This window comes from Pseudocoprococcus catus (genome assembly GCF_019734885.1).
Taxonomy (GTDB): Bacteria; Bacillota; Clostridia; order Lachnospirales; family Lachnospiraceae; genus Coprococcus_A; species Coprococcus_A catus.
This window is the reverse complement of sequence record NZ_JAAXCM010000021.1, coordinates 76,572-93,529: the sequence shown is the minus strand read 5'-3', so window position 1 is coordinate 93,529 and position 16,958 is coordinate 76,572. Positions and strand designations below refer to the sequence as shown.

17 protein-coding genes and 3 tRNA genes are annotated in these 16,958 nt (G+C 43.9%); all 20 read right to left on the bottom strand.

The features are described from left to right. Positions 1-84 precede the first annotated feature (84 nt). The gene (locus HED67_RS04430; RefSeq protein WP_221717648.1) at positions 85-669 is read right to left on the bottom strand and encodes a manganese efflux pump MntP; all 585 of its coding nucleotides are present in this window, start codon (positions 667-669) and stop codon (positions 85-87) included. A gap of 446 nt (positions 670-1,115) precedes the next feature. Then, a tRNA-Gly gene (locus tag HED67_RS04425) sits at positions 1,116-1,188 on the bottom strand. 25 nt (positions 1,189-1,213) lie between these two features. Beyond that, positions 1,214-1,284, bottom strand: a tRNA-Gly gene (locus HED67_RS04420). A gap of 1 nt (position 1,285) precedes the next feature. After that, positions 1,286-1,358 (bottom strand) — tRNA-Phe (locus tag HED67_RS04415). A gap of 92 nt (positions 1,359-1,450) precedes the next feature. Next, entirely contained in the window at positions 1,451-1,759 is a 309-nt protein-coding gene (locus HED67_RS04410) for an SNF2 helicase associated domain-containing protein (RefSeq protein ID WP_221717647.1), read from the bottom strand. 10 nt (positions 1,760-1,769) lie between these two features. Next, on the bottom strand, positions 1,770-3,386 hold the full coding sequence (locus tag HED67_RS04405; protein ID WP_221717646.1) for a gamma-glutamyltransferase family protein: 1,617 nt from the start codon (positions 3,384-3,386) through the stop codon (positions 1,770-1,772). Positions 3,387-3,736: 350 nt separating this feature from the next. Next, positions 3,737-4,519, bottom strand: coding sequence for an ABC transporter ATP-binding protein (locus HED67_RS04400; protein ID WP_215632520.1), 783 nt, complete (start codon positions 4,517-4,519; stop codon positions 3,737-3,739). Positions 4,520-4,533: 14 nt separating this feature from the next. Further along, positions 4,534-5,391 (bottom strand): ABC transporter ATP-binding protein, encoded by an 858-nt coding sequence (locus HED67_RS04395; protein ID WP_221717645.1) that lies wholly within the window; start codon positions 5,389-5,391, stop codon positions 4,534-4,536. Between the two features lie 5 nt (positions 5,392-5,396). Continuing rightward, positions 5,397-6,980 (bottom strand): ABC transporter substrate-binding protein, encoded by a 1,584-nt coding sequence (locus HED67_RS04390; protein WP_178439181.1) that lies wholly within the window; start codon positions 6,978-6,980, stop codon positions 5,397-5,399. A gap of 50 nt (positions 6,981-7,030) precedes the next feature. Beyond that, the gene (locus tag HED67_RS04385) at positions 7,031-7,843 is read right to left on the bottom strand and encodes an ABC transporter permease (protein WP_221717644.1); all 813 of its coding nucleotides are present in this window, start codon (positions 7,841-7,843) and stop codon (positions 7,031-7,033) included. Further along, positions 7,840-8,775: a nickel ABC transporter permease gene (gene nikB, locus HED67_RS04380; RefSeq protein ID WP_178439184.1), complete on the bottom strand. Its 936-nt coding sequence runs from the start codon at positions 8,773-8,775 to the stop codon at positions 7,840-7,842. The genes HED67_RS04385 and nikB overlap by 4 nt, the downstream gene beginning before the upstream one ends. A 27-nt stretch (positions 8,776-8,802) precedes the next feature. Beyond that, complete coding sequence (locus HED67_RS04375; protein ID WP_221717643.1) at positions 8,803-9,615, bottom strand: class I SAM-dependent methyltransferase; 813 nt, start codon at positions 9,613-9,615, stop codon at positions 8,803-8,805. Positions 9,616-9,975: 360 nt separating this feature from the next. Further along, positions 9,976-10,818, bottom strand: coding sequence for a hypothetical protein (locus HED67_RS04370; RefSeq protein ID WP_178439190.1), 843 nt, complete (start codon positions 10,816-10,818; stop codon positions 9,976-9,978). Between the two features lie 159 nt (positions 10,819-10,977). Further along, on the bottom strand, positions 10,978-12,747 hold the full coding sequence (locus HED67_RS04365; protein ID WP_221717642.1) for a glycoside hydrolase family 3 N-terminal domain-containing protein: 1,770 nt from the start codon (positions 12,745-12,747) through the stop codon (positions 10,978-10,980). Between the two features lie 135 nt (positions 12,748-12,882). Next, positions 12,883-13,188, bottom strand: a complete 306-nt coding sequence (locus tag HED67_RS04360) for an AzlD domain-containing protein (protein WP_178439195.1) — start codon at positions 13,186-13,188, stop codon at positions 12,883-12,885. Further along, positions 13,178-13,900, bottom strand: a complete 723-nt coding sequence (locus HED67_RS04355) for an AzlC family ABC transporter permease (protein WP_178439198.1) — start codon at positions 13,898-13,900, stop codon at positions 13,178-13,180. Before HED67_RS04355 ends, HED67_RS04360 begins: the two co-directional genes overlap by 11 nt. Positions 13,901-14,069: 169 nt before the next feature. Beyond that, positions 14,070-14,210 (bottom strand): LysR family transcriptional regulator, encoded by a 141-nt coding sequence (locus tag HED67_RS04350; protein ID WP_330656530.1) that lies wholly within the window; start codon positions 14,208-14,210, stop codon positions 14,070-14,072. An 8-nt stretch (positions 14,211-14,218) separates the two neighbouring features. Further along, entirely contained in the window at positions 14,219-14,779 is a 561-nt protein-coding gene (locus HED67_RS04345) for an HdeD family acid-resistance protein (RefSeq protein ID WP_221717641.1), read from the bottom strand. A 78-nt stretch (positions 14,780-14,857) separates the two neighbouring features. Continuing rightward, complete coding sequence (locus HED67_RS04340) at positions 14,858-16,048, bottom strand: AI-2E family transporter (RefSeq protein ID WP_221717640.1); 1,191 nt, start codon at positions 16,046-16,048, stop codon at positions 14,858-14,860. A 54-nt stretch (positions 16,049-16,102) separates the two neighbouring features. Then, positions 16,103-16,615, bottom strand: a complete 513-nt coding sequence (locus HED67_RS04335) for an SLOG family protein (protein ID WP_178439207.1) — start codon at positions 16,613-16,615, stop codon at positions 16,103-16,105. Between the last annotated feature and the right edge of the window lie 343 nt (positions 16,616-16,958).

Genomic DNA, 16,958 nt, shown 5'->3' with positions numbered 1-16,958 from the left:
ACATACAGATATGTTTTTGTCAAGAAAAGCAAAACGCATTTCTACCCGTTCTGAAAAAAGCACCAATTGTCTTTTCAATCAATTTCAAAATACATTGCTGATGAAGATTTCCAGACCTATACCTATCAGAATCACACCTCCCAATATCTGGGCTTTGCCTGCCAGCTTTGTTCCGAATTTACGTCCAATGATAAGACCTGCAATACAGATAACAAATGTGACGGCTGCAATAATCAGCGAACAGACCAGGGCCATCAGCCAGTCATATTCAGCAATGGTAAATCCTACGGACAGTGCGTCAATGGATGTGGCTATCCCCTGAACCATCAATGCCCAGAATCCGACACCTGTTTCCTCTTCCTCACTGTCCCCGGGGCAGACACTCTCATAGATCATATGCCCACCGATATACCCCAGCAGAATGAGTGCGATCCAAGGAATGAATTTTTCAAAAGACAAAAAATATTCCACGATCGTATGGACACATATCCACCCAATCATCGGCATCACTGCCTGAAATCCACCGAAAGTCCCGGCAATCCCCAACATCTTCCCTTTTTTCATATGCGGTTCATTCAAACCATTCGCCATAGACACTGAAAATGCATCCATCGCAAGTCCTACACCAAGCAAAATACTATTGACCACAAAAACCAAACTCCAACTCATACTAACCTCCCAATTTTTCTCTCTCAATCAATCCTATGACAACATAAAAAAAGTATAGCCCATCGACTATACCTGTCATTCATTCTGTATTCACACAAGACGCACGTATAGCCTGTCAGTTATACATGAGTCTCGCTATTTAAAACAAGCCAGGCCAACGGCCAGTATGTTGACTTGTTACGCAGAAAAACCACTCCTGCTACTCCCTCATCTCTTATAAAACAAAAAAACACAATCCTGCCCTTGAACATTCGAATTCGGCAGGACTCTTGCATATATATCGATTCTAACTTCTTTCTGTTTGAGCGCGAGACGGTGCACGACATCCGGTGGATGTCGGTTCTGCACCGACCGGAGCAGAGCGGAGACCTCGAACCGTTCGATTCCGGCAGGACTCGTTTATATACAAAAGGTATCCTTTTAGGATACCTTTTGTATATAAAAAGAGCGCGAGACGGGACTCGAACCCGCGACCCCGACCTTGGCAAGGTCGTGCTCCACCAACTGAGCCACTCGCGCATAATAAATAAAATATTCATTTCAAAGCAGGTGATGGGAATCGAACCCACGTATTCAGCTTGGAAGGCTGATGTTCTACCATTGAACTACACCTGCGTGCCCAGAACCGGAATCGAACCAGTGACACGAGGATTTTCAGTCCTCTGCTCTACCGACTGAGCTATCTGGGCTTACCGTCGCTCGTTTGCACCAGCGACGCTATTAATCTTACCTCATAGTGAACGATTTGTCAACAGTTTTTTTGAATTTTTTTCAATCTTCCTCAATCTTTTTCACCAGAGTTTCCATCATCCTGTAATTTTCTAATGCTATTCAGTGTTCTGGTTCTCAAATGAAAGCAAGGCTTCCTGCATTTCAAAACCTCCAAAAGCTCTTCACGGGTCATGTCATCCAGCGTAATAGTCAAATCCATCAATCCGCTTTCTATGGAAACACCCACAGATACCTTCGGCATCCGTCGGATACTGAGTCGTTTAAAACGCTCTGTACTGTTGACTTCCCCCAAAACCATCAATGCTTCAATTCCCTGATCCAGAACCTTCCAGCTCTTATTATCTCTTACCTTAACCAACTGTCAGCTTCTACCAGGCTGCTACAGCGCCGCCGGCTCTTGGTTCTGTTGCTCCGGTCAGTATGCCATTCTCATCTCTGAAGATCAACTGTCCCCGGCCAAAATCCATGCTGTCTGTGGCCACCGTCACATGATGTCCTCTGGCTTTTAATCGACCTGCCATATCCATCGGAAAGCCCTGTTCAATCTCAATATTCATATCACCTGTCCACTGCCATCTCGGGGCATCCAGCGCCTCCTGGGGATTCATATGAAAATCTATGAGATTCATCATCACCTGTACATGCCCCTGAGGCTGCATAAAACCGCCCATGACACCAAAAGGGCCGATGGCTTTGCCATTTCTGGTCAGAAATCCCGGGATAATGGTATGATAGGTTTTCTTATGCGGACCGACACAATTGGCACTTTCCGGGTCCATATAAAAATTGAATCCTCTATTCTGAAGTGCAATGCCTGTTTTCGGCACTACAATCCCTGAACCGAAATTGCAGTAATTAGACTGAATAAAACTGACCATATTGCCTGCGCCGTCCGCTGTACACAGATAAATCGTACCGCCGCTGGCAGGATTCCCGTACTGCGGTTTGGCTGCACGCTGACCAATATTGGCCGCACGGTAAGCAGCATAGACCTTCGACAGCATTTGCTCCGTCGTTACTTTCATACTTCGGGGATCTGCAATATACTGCTGCCCATCCGAATAGGCCAGTTTCATGGCCTCCAACTGCCTGTGAACCACTTCTTCACTGTCATGGCCGGCCGCAAACTGCATACATTCCATGATATTCAAAGCCATCAGTGCAACAATGCCGTGACCGTTCGGCGGTATTTCCCACACATCATAACCTCTGTAGGAAGTGCTCACTGGCTGTACCCATTCGGCCTCATAGGCTGCCAGATCCCCTTTTCGCAAATAACCGCCGGTTGTCCTTGAATAGCTGTCTATTTCATCCGCCAGGCGGCCTCTGTACAGGCTCTCGCAATCCGTTGCCGCCAATTCCCTGAATGTCTCCGCATGGGCTTTGGATGACCAGATCTCTCCGGCCCGGGGTGTATGACCATCCGGGGCAAAGACTTTCCTCCATTCCTCAAACAATTTAGGTGAAAGGCTTTCTTCATAATTATCCCATGCCTGACGCCACATTTTGGAGATCACCGGCGTCACCACATAGCCTTCCTCCGCATAGCGAATCGCCGGTTCAAAGATTTGCTCCCAGGATAATGTCCCGAACCGGTCGTGCAGTTTCTTCCATCCGGAAACAGCTCCCGGGACTGTCACAGGTTCCCAGCCGAACTTCGGCATCTGTTCATAGCCTTTATCCATCAACGCCTCTCTCGTCAGCAAAGCCGGCGAAAAACCGCTGGCATTAAGTCCATAAAGCTTCCCGTCCATCCAGACCTGCGCAAAAGCATCACTGCCGAAGCCATTGGATGTTGGCTCCAGCACGATCATACAGGACGCCGTGGCCAACGCCGCATCCACCGCATTGCCTCCGGCCTTGATAATATCCAGTCCGGCCTGGGCTGCCAGCGACTGAGATGTACAGACCATGCCCTTTCGCCCGTAGATCACCTCCCGCCTTGATGGGTACTTATAGTTCAAAACATCATAACAGAAATTCACGAAAATCCATCCTTTCGTTTCACGGTAATTGTACCTTCTCAGTCTTTTAAAGCCATCAAAAATGCTTTATATTCTGCAATTACCTGTGAATCAAACTAACACAATTATCAAACTATGCCCAAAATTCCTCTGCATATAGTCCCATTATACCGTCCATATACTGTTCTGACAACAAATGAATTCGTAAAAAAAGAACACCGTACATGCAATCAATACACTATCATGTACCGATATCAATGTAAGCGATGTTCTTAAAGTTTTTGTAACTGTTCAGAGCCAACCTCCAAAATGCTACGCATTTTATACCTGTTTTTTGAAATTTTGCTTGGCTCTGAACAGTTACAAATTTTCTATATAATATCCAGCACTGACTTCATCAGTAATCTTGTATATGGATGTTCTGCTTTCTCATACATTTCCCTGCCTCCCGGCAATTCCTCCACTAACTGGCCATCATGCAGGACACAGACCCGATCACAGATACCGCCTACCAGTGCAAGATCATGGGAAATAAAAAGCATTGCCATCCCCATCTCTTTTTTCAGTGAAAATAAAAGCTGCATAATTTGTGCCTGAATCGACACATCCAATGCACTTGTCACTTCATCGCAAATAAGTAGCTTCGGTGATCGAATAATCGCACGCCCAATAGCTGCCCTCTGGCACTCTCCACCACTCAGCTCTCTGCATTTCTTTTGATAGTAAGATGCGGATAGTCCCACAAGATGCATGGTCTCCAACACCTTCTCTTTTAACTTTTTCTGATCTGAAGCTAATCCTCGACCGTAATATCGAATACCTTCTGCAATACCTTCTCCTACACACATATTAGGCGGGAAAGACTGCCAGGGATTCTGAAATACCACCTGTATATCCCTATACAAATCATGCCGTTCCTTTTTTGACATGTCTGCCAATTCTTTTTCATTAGACATCAAATGGATACTTCCTTCATACCCTGTCAGAAAATTTCCTATCAATGAGCCAATTGTACTTTTACCACTGCCGCTCTCTCCAATCAAGCCAAGGCACTCCCCTTCATCAATATCAAAAGAAACATTCAATACAGCCTTTTTCTGTCCACAATTTTCTCTATAACTATAACTGAGATTTCTAATTTCTGCTATTTTCATATCTCCTATGCCCTTTACGCCATCAATGCCCAATGTGTCTCAGAATACCAGACTTTGTTCTTCCAACCTTTCATCTGCGGTGTTTCCTGATATTGCGGAAGAAGGCCATTCATGGTCGGAATCGCACGAATCAATTCTCTGGTATATGGATGCTGTGGATTTTTCAACAATTCTGTCTTTTTGCCCCATTCTACCAGGTGGCCATGATGCATCACGCCGACTTTATCCGCCATATATGCGACAACTCCCATATTATGCGTCACCATCAGCATTGTCATATGCAATTTTTGACGCATATCCAATATCATATCCAATGTTTGCTTCTGTACAACCACATCTAAGGCACTCGTAGGCTCATCAGCCAGCAAAAACGCCGGTTCATTAACAACAGCCAACGCAATCGCCACCCGCTGCGCCATGCCGCCGCTTAATTCAAAAGGATATTTTGAAAGAATGGTTTCCGGCTCCCTGAATCCAAGCATTCCAAGCAGGCTTTTTGCTGTCTGCTCTGCCTCCCGCACATTGACTTTCCTATGTACATTCATAGCCTCGTAAAACTGACGATGAATGGTCTGAGTGGGATCAAAAGAACTCTCCGGCTGCTGAAAAACCATAGCAATACGAGAGCCTCTCAGCTCCCGGTATTGTTTTTTGTTCAGTTGACACAAATTGACCCCCTGAAAAACAATATTTCCTTTAGTAATATGTCCTTCTTCACCCAAAAGGCCCATGATACTGCGCACCAGAGTACTTTTCCCACTGCCGCTCTCTCCTACAATCATCACAATTTCTTCCTGAGCAACCTGAAGATCGACATCATGCAGTATTTCTTTTTCTCCGTAATTCACATAAAGCTGTTCAACTGAAAGCATATGTTTTACTCCGCAATATCCAATGTATTCGTAATCAGATAATACTCAGATGGATTCACATCCACACCCGTTACTTTATTGTTATAAACAATAAGCAGCTGCTGGCTGGCAATAAAAGCATCCGGACAATCATCTACAACCTTCTGAGTCAGATCTTTGACGATTGCATCTCTTTCAGATGTATCAAAGGTAGTTTCCAGTTTCTGTGCATCCGCATCTACATCTGAATTACTGTAATGGCCATAATTATCAGTGCCATCTGATACAAACAACATATTGATCAGATACTGGGCATTACCTGTTGGCGCAAGGGCATAACTCAAAGCTGCAATATCAAAGTTTCCAGCCTGAAGTACATCATCCAGTACATCATAAGTCTCAATACTTAACTTAATTCCAATTGCTTCCAGCTCCGGCTGCAGCATATCTGTCATTTGCAGTAAACCTGTGTTGTAGCTGTATGTAACCAGTTTTAATTCCAGAGGTTTTTCCGGTGTGTAACCTGCAGCTTCTACCAGTGCTTTGGCTGCTTCTGTATCGTACTTATCAACAGAAAGATTAATGCCATCCGTACCGCCATAGCTCAATGTATCCGGATAAATGCCATAGGATGGTTTTGCATATCCTGCAAATACAACATCTGCATAGCCCTCACGATCAATACACATACTGATGGCTTTACGAATATTCACATCCTTCAATGCTTCTGATTCAAGATTGAACTGAAGAAACTGGGATCTTGTTGATGTTGCCGCACCAATTGTATAGGTATCTGTATCAGTGAAAAGTGAAGCACTTGCTGCCGGCAGCTGTGCAATCATATCAATTTCTCCATTCTGAAGTGCCATATTTAACGCATCTACATCATCCATAATTTTCAGTTCAATATGATCAATTGCCGGTTCTCCGCCCCAGTAATTGCTGTTTTTGTCCATCTTTACTTCTGTCATAGCTGTGAAAGCAGTCGCCACGTAAGGTCCTGTACATGATGCCCCAAGTTCAGGATCAATCTCACTTTCCGCGTCATAAACACCAAACATCGGATCACAAAGATCATTCAAAATTGTAGGATTCGCTTCTGGTGTATGAATCGTCAATATCTGGCCGTCAGCCTCCATGGAATCAATTTTCAGTGTACTGGCCGCCCGGGTATTATTGCTATAGGTTCTTTCAAAACACTTCTTTACAACTTCTGCAGTAACGGCATTGCCATTGGAAAATGTGATGCCATCCTTCAAGGTGAATACCCATGTTGTATCATCCGTATTCTCATAGCTGTCAACCAGCCATGGCTGAGGTGCCAGATTATCATCTAATCTGAACAAGTTCTCACTGATACCATAAATGGACATAATCCATCCATCCCAGTTGTTCGCAGGATCCAGACTCTCTGCGCCGAAAAATCCTGTTGTTGCACCGGCTTTCAGTGTTTTCTCACCATCACCTTCAGAAACAGCACTCTCAGCTGCTGTTTCTGACGCACTTGTCTCCACCGCCTTTGTTTCATTGTTCCCACCATTACTGCCGCAGGCCACAAGGCTAAACACCATTGCTGCTGTCACAGCAATCGTTAATAATTTCTTTTTCATTTGATTACTCCTTGTTCTTTTTTATATAAATTTAAAATGTTACCCTTTTATTACCCTTCATCAATCACATCACGAAGTGCATCTCCCAATAAATTGAATATAACAACTGTAACCAACAGCGCCAGCCCCGGAAATACAATACACCATGGCGCCTGTTGGATAAATGTTTTCGCCTCGCTCATGGTGGCTCCCCACTCCGCTGTTGGTCTGGACGGCCCCAGCCCAAGAAACGATAAACCGGCCATACTCAGTATAAAACTGCTGACATCCAGAGCAGCCGTCACAATAAGCGGTGAAACCATATTCGGCAGTATATATTTAAAAATAATTGCCGTCGGTCCTGCACCGCATATTTTTGCTGCCCTTATATACTCAGAATCTCTGATTGACAACACCAGGCTTCGGGACAGTTTTGCATAAGTGATCCAATAAACAGCCCCCAGCGCCAGCACACTGTTTTTTAAGCCTGTTCCCAGCATTCCGGCTACTGCAACTGCCAGAATAAAATTCGGAAAAGCCTGAAAAACCAATGTAATCTTCATTAATATCCGATCCACAATACCACCGGCATATGCTGCTGTAACACCAACTGCCGTTCCGATAATAAATACAGCAAGAACGGCAAGAACAGCCGCATAAAGGGATGTCGCTGCGCCATAAAGAATTCTGCAGGCAACACACCTTCCCAGATTATCTGTCCCAAAGATATACTCTCTGCAGGGTGCCAAAAAAGCCTGACGCACATTGGTACGAAATGGTTCATGAATCAAATGCCCCCGCACGATCCATGCGCCCAGCAAAAGGCCTGCACAAAGTACCATCAGAATTATCAGTCTGAACTTAATCATTTTTTTCTTTTTCATTTCTGTCTCCTCCTGCCTGTCCTTGGATCCAGCAAAGGATACAGAAATTCAATCAGATAATTGATACTCAGATAAATAACTGCCATCCAGACAACATAACTCTGTATCACCGGATAGTCTCTGGCTGTAATCGCATCTACTGCCAATTTGCCGACTCCCGGCCATGAAAAAATACTCTCCACAATTGTTGTACCACCAAGCATACTGCCAAAAGATATCCCGATCAAAGTCACTAATGGGCCTCTGCAATTACGCAGTACGTGTCCAAATAAAATCTGCCGTTCAGACATACCTCTTGCCCTGAGGCCATCTATATAGGATCCCTGCATTTCTTTTCTGATAATGGCTCGCACCTGACGTATATACCAGGCTGACAAGGTCAATGCCAACGTCAAAACCGGCATAACAAGTCCTTTCAGACTAAGACTTCCGATCACCGGAAATAATTTTATCTTTAAAGACAAAAAATACATCAGTAAAAGTGCCAGAAAAAAAGACGGAAGCGAAGCAAATAGATAAGTCACCATCTGGATCAGGCGATCTGCTTTGCCGCCTGCATACCACGCACACCAAGTACCTAAAGGAATAGAAAGCAGCATTGTAACCCCAAGTGCTGTCACTGTCAGAATAAGTGTTCCTGGAATCTTTGCTGTCATTTCACTTAATACCGGCCGATTGGACTTATAAGAAGTGCCCATATCACCCTTGCATAAGTCCATCAGCCAATCACCATACTGAACAATCATCGGTCGGTCAAGTCCCAGCTCATGCCGGGTGGACTGCAGCGCTTCCTCACTGGCTTTTACCCCCTGATTATTCAATAGTATCTGTGCCGGATCTCCCGGAGACAGATAAGACAGGAGAAACGATAAAAATGTAATGCCTATGATCAACAGACAAAAGCCTCCCGCCTTTTTTATCAAAAATTTCATAAATTTGCCAAAACCTTTCTCCTCTATCTATACCATCGCAGCCTGAAGTCTCAGCCGCTCTGTCTGCTGTACCGGTGCTTTAGTACACGCAACCATAAACATCGGTGTAGAACCATTATTCACTTTTTCAGCCTCGCACCAGACACGCTGCCACACCTTTTCATCCAGCTGTATCTGTATACCATTTAATTGTTTAAGAATCTGACGATCCCATTCCGGACGCTGAATGTGACTAAGCGGCACCTGACGTGCAATTGCCTCCATTGCTTCAATGTCCGTACACGTATAGTCATCATGCATTCCAAGACTGCTGACCTTATTGCGATCCGCCTCATATGCAGCTCTTTTCTCTTCATCAAATAAATGATGATACCAATTGGCATCAAAATTCAAAAGAACGCCGCCAGGCTTCAAAACACGCATCCATTCATAGTATGCCCTATCCGGATGTTCCAGATTCCATGTTACATTTCGACTGACAATCATATCAAATGTATTATCAGCGAACCGAAGCGCCTGTGCATCCATCTGATACCATTCGATTTTATCTGCCAGGATGCCGGCATTATTCTTTGCTTTTTTCAGCATTTCTTCTGTATAATCAATAGCTGTCACCTGATAGCCGGCTCTTGATAAGATAATTGAAAAAAAACCTGGTCCTGTTCCTATATCCAGAATTCTTATCCCTTTTCTTTCCACTTTTGGCATATGTTCTTCAATGACCGACAACCAGACCGGCCATTTTTCACCTGCCAGTTCTTCAAGATTCACCTGTGAATAGCCTTCTGCACGATTTGTCCAATACTTTTCAATATTCTTTAATAATTCATCCTTCTTCATCGACTTCCCCTTCAATTACGCCTCTACATAAAATTAAAGTATCTGTTCAGAGCTAACCTCCAAAATGCTACGCATTTTATACCTGCTTTTTGAAATTTTGCTTGGCTCTGAACAGTTACATATTAAATAATGTTGTATTTACAAACGTAAAAAGCTCCTGTCCAAAAGGACAGGAGCTTCATACTCCACTATCATACACTGCCTGTGCATATATCTGTTAAAATAAATATACTGGTAACTGAATAATTATTCGTATGCGTACTTCATATACGCCAATTCATATAAATATATTACTTGAAATCATATGCTGTGTCAATACATTTATATCTTATGACTATACATCAAATGCATAAGCCTATGTTATTTCGCTGTTTCTTCTGTCTGCTGAGCTTCTGATCCGGATTCCAGAACCGTCTCCAATGCCTCCGCAGGCTCCTCGCCTTTAACCGGCACCTCAATCTCAATAGAATCCAACATTTCTGACAGTTTCCTGCTGGCACACTCTGTAAGTTCTTCTCTGCTGCTTTCAGAGCTTTCTGACTCGGTCTCCGTCTCTGCTGCTTTCGTCTCCTGGATACTCTCAGTCTCCTTAACGGTTTCGCTTTCCTCTATTGCTGCTGTCTCTTTAAGCTCCTTGCTTTCCTCAAACCACTGTACTTCAAAAAGCAATGCATCACCATTAGCCAGCTCCACCAGATACTGGTTATGATACTTAACACTCTTTCCTCCGTCAAGTTCTTCTGTTGTAGGCTGACAAATGGCTTTGTAAGCTTTCGTTCCGATTGTCGTCTCCTGTGCCGAATGATTAAAGATCTGATCCATCACTGTCGCGATGTCCTCATTCTTGATCTTCATGGCTGCAAAGAAAACAGGTTTCGAAGAAAATGTCTGTCCTTTCAAACCAATTTCATCATAATCTCCTGTACGGTTATACTCAAACGCTGTATCATCATAGATCACACTGTAACCAAGACTGCTCTCAAATACTTTCTTGTTCTGATTACTGCTCTCTGTAACTTTATCCGATTCCACGCTTTCACGTACAGTTTCCGGATTTGTCTCCTTCTCAGATTCTATCTCTGTCTGTATCTCTGTATCGGATGCCTTCTCTGTCTCCCCGCCGGTATACTTCTTCTCACACCCTGTCAATGCCAGGAGCATTACCAACAGTGCAAAGAACATGGTTATGGTATGTCTTCCCATGATATACTCCTCCTATATATCTTCACTTCAAACGCGTATGCGTCTATCTGTGTATCGAATATACAGCAGATTCTTAAAATCGTCAAGTATTTGACAGCAATACAGACTCATTTTTAGAGTAATTTAAGAATTGCATCTTCCTTTACACAGCAATACCTTCTAATAATCGCTGCTGCCCTCTGACTCAGTTGTGTCTGATGTTCCATCCATCATTGTAACCTTCACTCTGAAAATACGGTAAAGAGATTCATCGATACGGTCTTCGGAAATCTTACCGTTCTTAACCGCCTTCAAAACACCATCATAAGCCTCTTCAAAGTTCTCAGGCTCAAGCAGCAAATCTGCACCTGCCTGAATAGCCTTCACAGCAGCATCAGAAGCACTGTAATTCTTCACAATATTGGCATCATTCAGATAATCCGTCATGACAACACCTTTGAAACCAAGAGCTTTGCGAAGTACTTCACTGATCATCTTCTCTGATAAAGAAGACGGCGTGTCATCTCCGATGACATTCGGAACAGAAACATGTCCAACTATAACAAAATCCAATCCCTGCTCAATTGCATTGATGTACGGCAGGAACTCTTTCTTCTTCAGTTCATCCAGTGAACTATTGATTAGAGGGAATCCTGACATATTGGATGAAGCTGCACCATATCCCGGGAAATACTTCATTGCTGCATGCACATCCTGCTCTTCAATACCTCGAAGTACTTCAAGTGCCATATCTGAAACGGTCTGGGCTTCTGTACCAAAAGTACGTGTTCCCATACCATAGCTATTGCCTGATAAGACATCTGCCACCGGTGCCAGATCAAGGTTCAGGCCATATTCTGACATCATCGTTCCGATGGCTTTGCCTGCCTCATAAGCATTGGTACTGTCGTCCTTACGTCCGACTTCTGACATGGACGGTGCCCCGCTATGTACATAACTGCTGAAATCAGACGTATCGTCACTCTCATCACCGTCACTATAAGAATCTTCATAGTATTCATCCAGACTGTCATTGTTGCCCAGAACAGAATCATTGCCGCCTTCTTCTGCTGCTGCAATGAATAACGGTAACCCAGAAATCTCCTCACTGTAAGACTGCAGTTTCTCTGTCATGGTCTTCAACTGGCTGGATGAGTCAATATTGTCCTTTGTGATGACCAGGCCGCCTACCTGATAATCCTGTAATGCCTGATACGTTGTATCTCCCGCATACTGAACCGTATCAACACCTGTCAGCGATTCCGGTGATACAACAAACAGCTGGGCCACTTTCTGTTCCAGAGACATCTTGCCAATCAGCGCCTGAATCTGTTCACTGTCACCGCCGGAATTGCCCTTGAATGCCTGCCATGAATCACCGCCGTCAGCACTGTAACTGATGGTCGTCTCATTCGTACCAAGATTCTCATTGATAACAGAGCATACATAAACGATTTCATTCTCACTGATCATCTCCAGATGATTCTCTCCATTCAGATCAAACCATACGTCTGTTGCACATTTGTTCCATGTCTGACAGCCGTCCTCTGTCTTATAAGCCTCAAAAAATGCGCTGTCCGTTCCTTCTCCAAGGGATTTCAGCAGATAGCCATGATTCTCATCATAGAAAATCACACTGACATAATTGTCACTGCCTTCTTCATAAAACGGATTGGCAAACTTAACCCTAAAATCTCTGCCCTCATAAGTGATTGTCTCCATCTGCTTATTCAGCTTCAATAATTCACCATCATATTCCTGATCGGCAACCTCTTCCGACGTTTGTTCCTCTGAAGTATCAGAATTTCCTGACAAGCTTTCCTTCAGATCCGACAATGCTGTCTTCGGACTGCTGCTGTCTGTTCCAGTACTTCCTTTGACCACCATCAGGCCAAGTACAGCAATCAGAATAATCAGGATCGTTGTTGTCACCGCAACGAGCTTTTTCATTCCTCTCTTCCTCCTGTCATATTACTCAGATACGCCAGGCGTACCTGCAAAACTCAATATACAAAATAATACCATAATCCTTACAGGAAAAACAGCTGAATTTTACAAAAAACTAAAAAACGCCTGAAAATTTCATTACAAAATCAATAACATGACATAAACCACAACGCTTGCAGAGGCTGCTACGGTAAACAAACTTCCCCCTTTAAATGCAACAATAACCGCTGCAATAACGCCGGCCGCAGCCGCAGGAATGCAGTCTACTGCAAAAAATACTGCCGGGAATGTCATGGCTGCCAGTACGGCATAAGGAATATAGGCAAGAAAAGATCTCACAAAACGGTTTGTAATTTTCTTTCTGAATACAACCAGCGGCAATACCCGCACCAGATATGTCACCGCAAACATGATCAAAAGATATATCCAGTAATTATGCTGCATGTTCTGCCTCCTCCTCTTCTTCTGAAACCGGGTAAAGCAATGCACCTACAGCAGAGGCCGCCACCGCACAGATAATAATTGAAAAACCATCCGTAATAAATGAAAATGCAGGAACAAAATGAATGATGCAGCTCATCAGAATAGCAACACAGGCAACAACCAGGATCGGATGTTCTTTTCTCATTGCCGGAACAATAATCGCCAGGAACATCCCATAAATCATAATGCCCAGCGCATTGCTGATCATCATCGGAAGAATATTGCCGCAAATGGCACCGGCAAGTGTCCCGCCGCTCCATCCGATATAGGGTAAAACCGCCAGTCCTGTCATATACGCCGGTGTAACTGTTTTGTTTCTGCTCATGGCCACCGCAAATATCTCATCGGTATTGCAATGCCCCAGGATCAGCTGCTGCCAGCGCTTAAATGTCGGATCCAGTTTCTGTGAAAGCGAAATTCCCATCAGCGCATAACGCATATTGATCACCAGTTCCGTAATGGCCATCTCAATATAAGAACCTGAAGCTGCTATGATACCAATTCCCGCAAACTGACCTGATGAAGTCAGATTTGTCAGGGAGATCAGCACGGCCTGCCACCAACTGATTCCCGAGGCCACCGCCGTGATCCCAAAAGAAAAGGAGACCGAAAAATAGCCGATCGCAATGGCAATGCCATCTCTCAGTCCTCTATTAAAAGCCAATAAATTCATATGTATAATCCTCTTTCCCTAATTTAGTCATGCGCTTATTCCATTTTTTGACATTTTTCCGGCAACAGAAAGCCCGGTCTGACAGAGTTAATAAACATTAACTGTATTGAGGGGGTGTCAGGCCGGGCAGTGAATAATTCATCACGTGCTGATATTATCTTAACTGTTTTTACAAATTTGCATAATTCCCAAAAAATTCATGAATAGCCTTGGTCAGACTCGGCTGGGACAGGTAAAGTACCTTGGCAGCCTCATTGATACTGCCTTTTTCCACAATGGCAATGACATATTTTAACTGCTGTAAAGTCATGACTTCCTCTATTCCTCTTCGGCTTTGCCATCCACATAATATTCAGATGCTTTTCGTGATACATAAATCGTTGTCACAAGGTCTGTCACGCCGCTGAAAATAAATGCAATGCCTACAAGACGCATCAGCCACGCTGCCGTTGAAAAAGGGTTCAAAATAACAATCAGACCAATAAACACATTAATAGCTGCTGTTATGGCAATGCGTATCCATGTACCAAAGCCCATGCGTTTCAGATCAAACGCATGCTGTAATTTCAAAATGCCGCTGAGGACAACGCCGATACCAAGAACCACCGGCAAAATGGACACCACCAGTTCTGATTTTACACATATAAAAATACCTACAAAGACGATCACCAGACCTTTGATCAAATCATTATTTCCCGCTGCCAGTTCTTTTCTCATAAAATAACTGACTAAGAAAAAGGCGCCGATTACGATGACGAAAATACCGATCACATTGGCAATTGTCACAAGCGTCAGTTCAGGCATCAACAGCAGGACAAGTCCGCAGATCAATAACGTAACTGCACCGCCCACTTCCTGCAGCTTCCAGCTTTTCAACATTTCTATCACTCCCCGTATTATCTACTTCAGGCCCTTTGGACTACTAATCTTTATTCACCTCAGGCCATACTCCGTCTGCTAATCCTTTCTCGGATATTCCAGCTCATACTCATCAAACATCTTCGACTTATTTCTAAGCTCCAGACCTCTCACGATCAGCTGCCTGATCAGGTCATAAATCACTGCAAAGACAGGCACGCCGATCAACATACCTACAAATCCAAAGAGTCCGCCGAAAAACAGAATAGAAAAAAGCACCCAGATACCCGATAATCCGGTACTGCTTCCCAGAATCTTCGGTCCGATGATATTGCCGTCCACCTGCTGCAGAATCACAATAAAAATCACAAATATCAGACAGGACATCGGGCTGACTGTCAACAGGATAATGGCCGATGGTATCGCACCGATATAAGGTCCGAAAAACGGAATAATATTGGTCACACCGACGATCACGCTAATCAGAATCGCATACGGCAGCCCCAGGACCATCATTCCCGCATAGCATATAACGCCGATAATGGCTGAATCCAGCAATTTGCCGCCAATAAATCCGGAAAAAACTCTGTCCGCAAAACGGATCTCTTCTACAATCTTGTTCGCCCACCGTTCTTTGAACAAACTGTATAAAATCAGTTTTCCCTGTTTTTTGAACTTTTTGCGTCCGCTCAAAAGATAAACAGCAACAACCAGACCAATAAACAGATTCATAAAAATCCCGGCTGCATTGATCATGCTGTCCGACAATCCTGTCAGGATCATATTCATATAAGGAAGAATGCTGTCCTTCAGCCAGCCTGAAATGGACTCTGTTCCCGCATCAGACAGCTGCATAATATAATTCTGAATGATCTCATTGCCTTCAAACAAACGATCCACCATACTGCTGATACTGTCCACCATCTGCGGCAGCGACCGTGCCATTCTGGATATGCTCACAGCCAGCTGCGGCAGAAGCATCGCCAATACCGCATAAATAATCACCAGGCCTGTCACAACACTGCCAACCACACTGGCAGTCCCAATGAGCTGCTGCCTCTTCGGATGCCAGTGTTTCTCAAGAAATCGCTCATACGTATTGCAAATCGGCTTTAAAATATAGGCAATACCTGCACCATAGATAAAAGGCATCAGAATATCCAAAACTTTCTTTGTCCCGCTTCTCAGTGCTTCCAGCCGGAACAATATAAAAAAGAACAGAATACTCAATGCCGCTGTACAGAACACAGCTAATATCATCGCCAGATATTTCTTGAATTCTTCTTTCAAATTATCTCTTCTTTCTTCATAATCTGCAGACCTGAAAATACAGCCCCCGCAGACTTACAAATGCATCCACTGTATCTGACGTATCTCCACGCCGCTGGATCTTGCATACAGCAATGCGTCCTTCGTACCACTTGGTCCCTTGCTGTCATCATCATAGACGATGATCATCCGCTCACTGGCATCCACCATATAGCAGTCCCTCAGAATATAATCCGCCGCTTCATCTGCACCATCCGATACAACCGTTACATGATCCGCCGATGCCTCAATTGCACGCAGCCTGTCACCATAATCATTCTTCAGGCAGCTGTTATAATTCGCAAAGGGCTTTGCAAGCTCCAGAGTAATTTCAGGGTTCCTCTTCTTTCTATCCAGTACAATTTCTGCCGCCCATGTGTCAACGCCTTCGGCACCTCCGGTAATAAAATAACTAAAACCGTCTGCCACAGCCTTATCAATCTCCTCTTCCAGGGCTGCCTTCAAACGGACACATGCAGGGTCTGACTCATTCTCCTTCCAAGGAAAATATAAAGGCCTGTGACCCGAAAAAGCACATCTCTTTAACATATTCAAAACCTCTCTTCATTGGTTCAGTATATATTAACCGAAAGAATTGCGCAATACCCATCTCGAAAAAACAGTTCCAAATGGACATAAAAAAGAGCCATCCGACGTTTGATCAATCATCAGATGGCCCTTTACTGGTGTTCTTCTGTACAGTACATTGGACTATACCCCTTTCTTCAGTTTCGATTTAAATAATTAAAATAAACTTTCTGGTGGTCCATACCTCCTTCTCTCAGTTTAGACAGTTGAAACAAAACTACTTAGAATTTTGGAATCAGTCCCTTCTGCTCTTATAAGAGCTATTTGTTAACTTGTTCTGTATCTTTGTTTTTATGCCTTAATT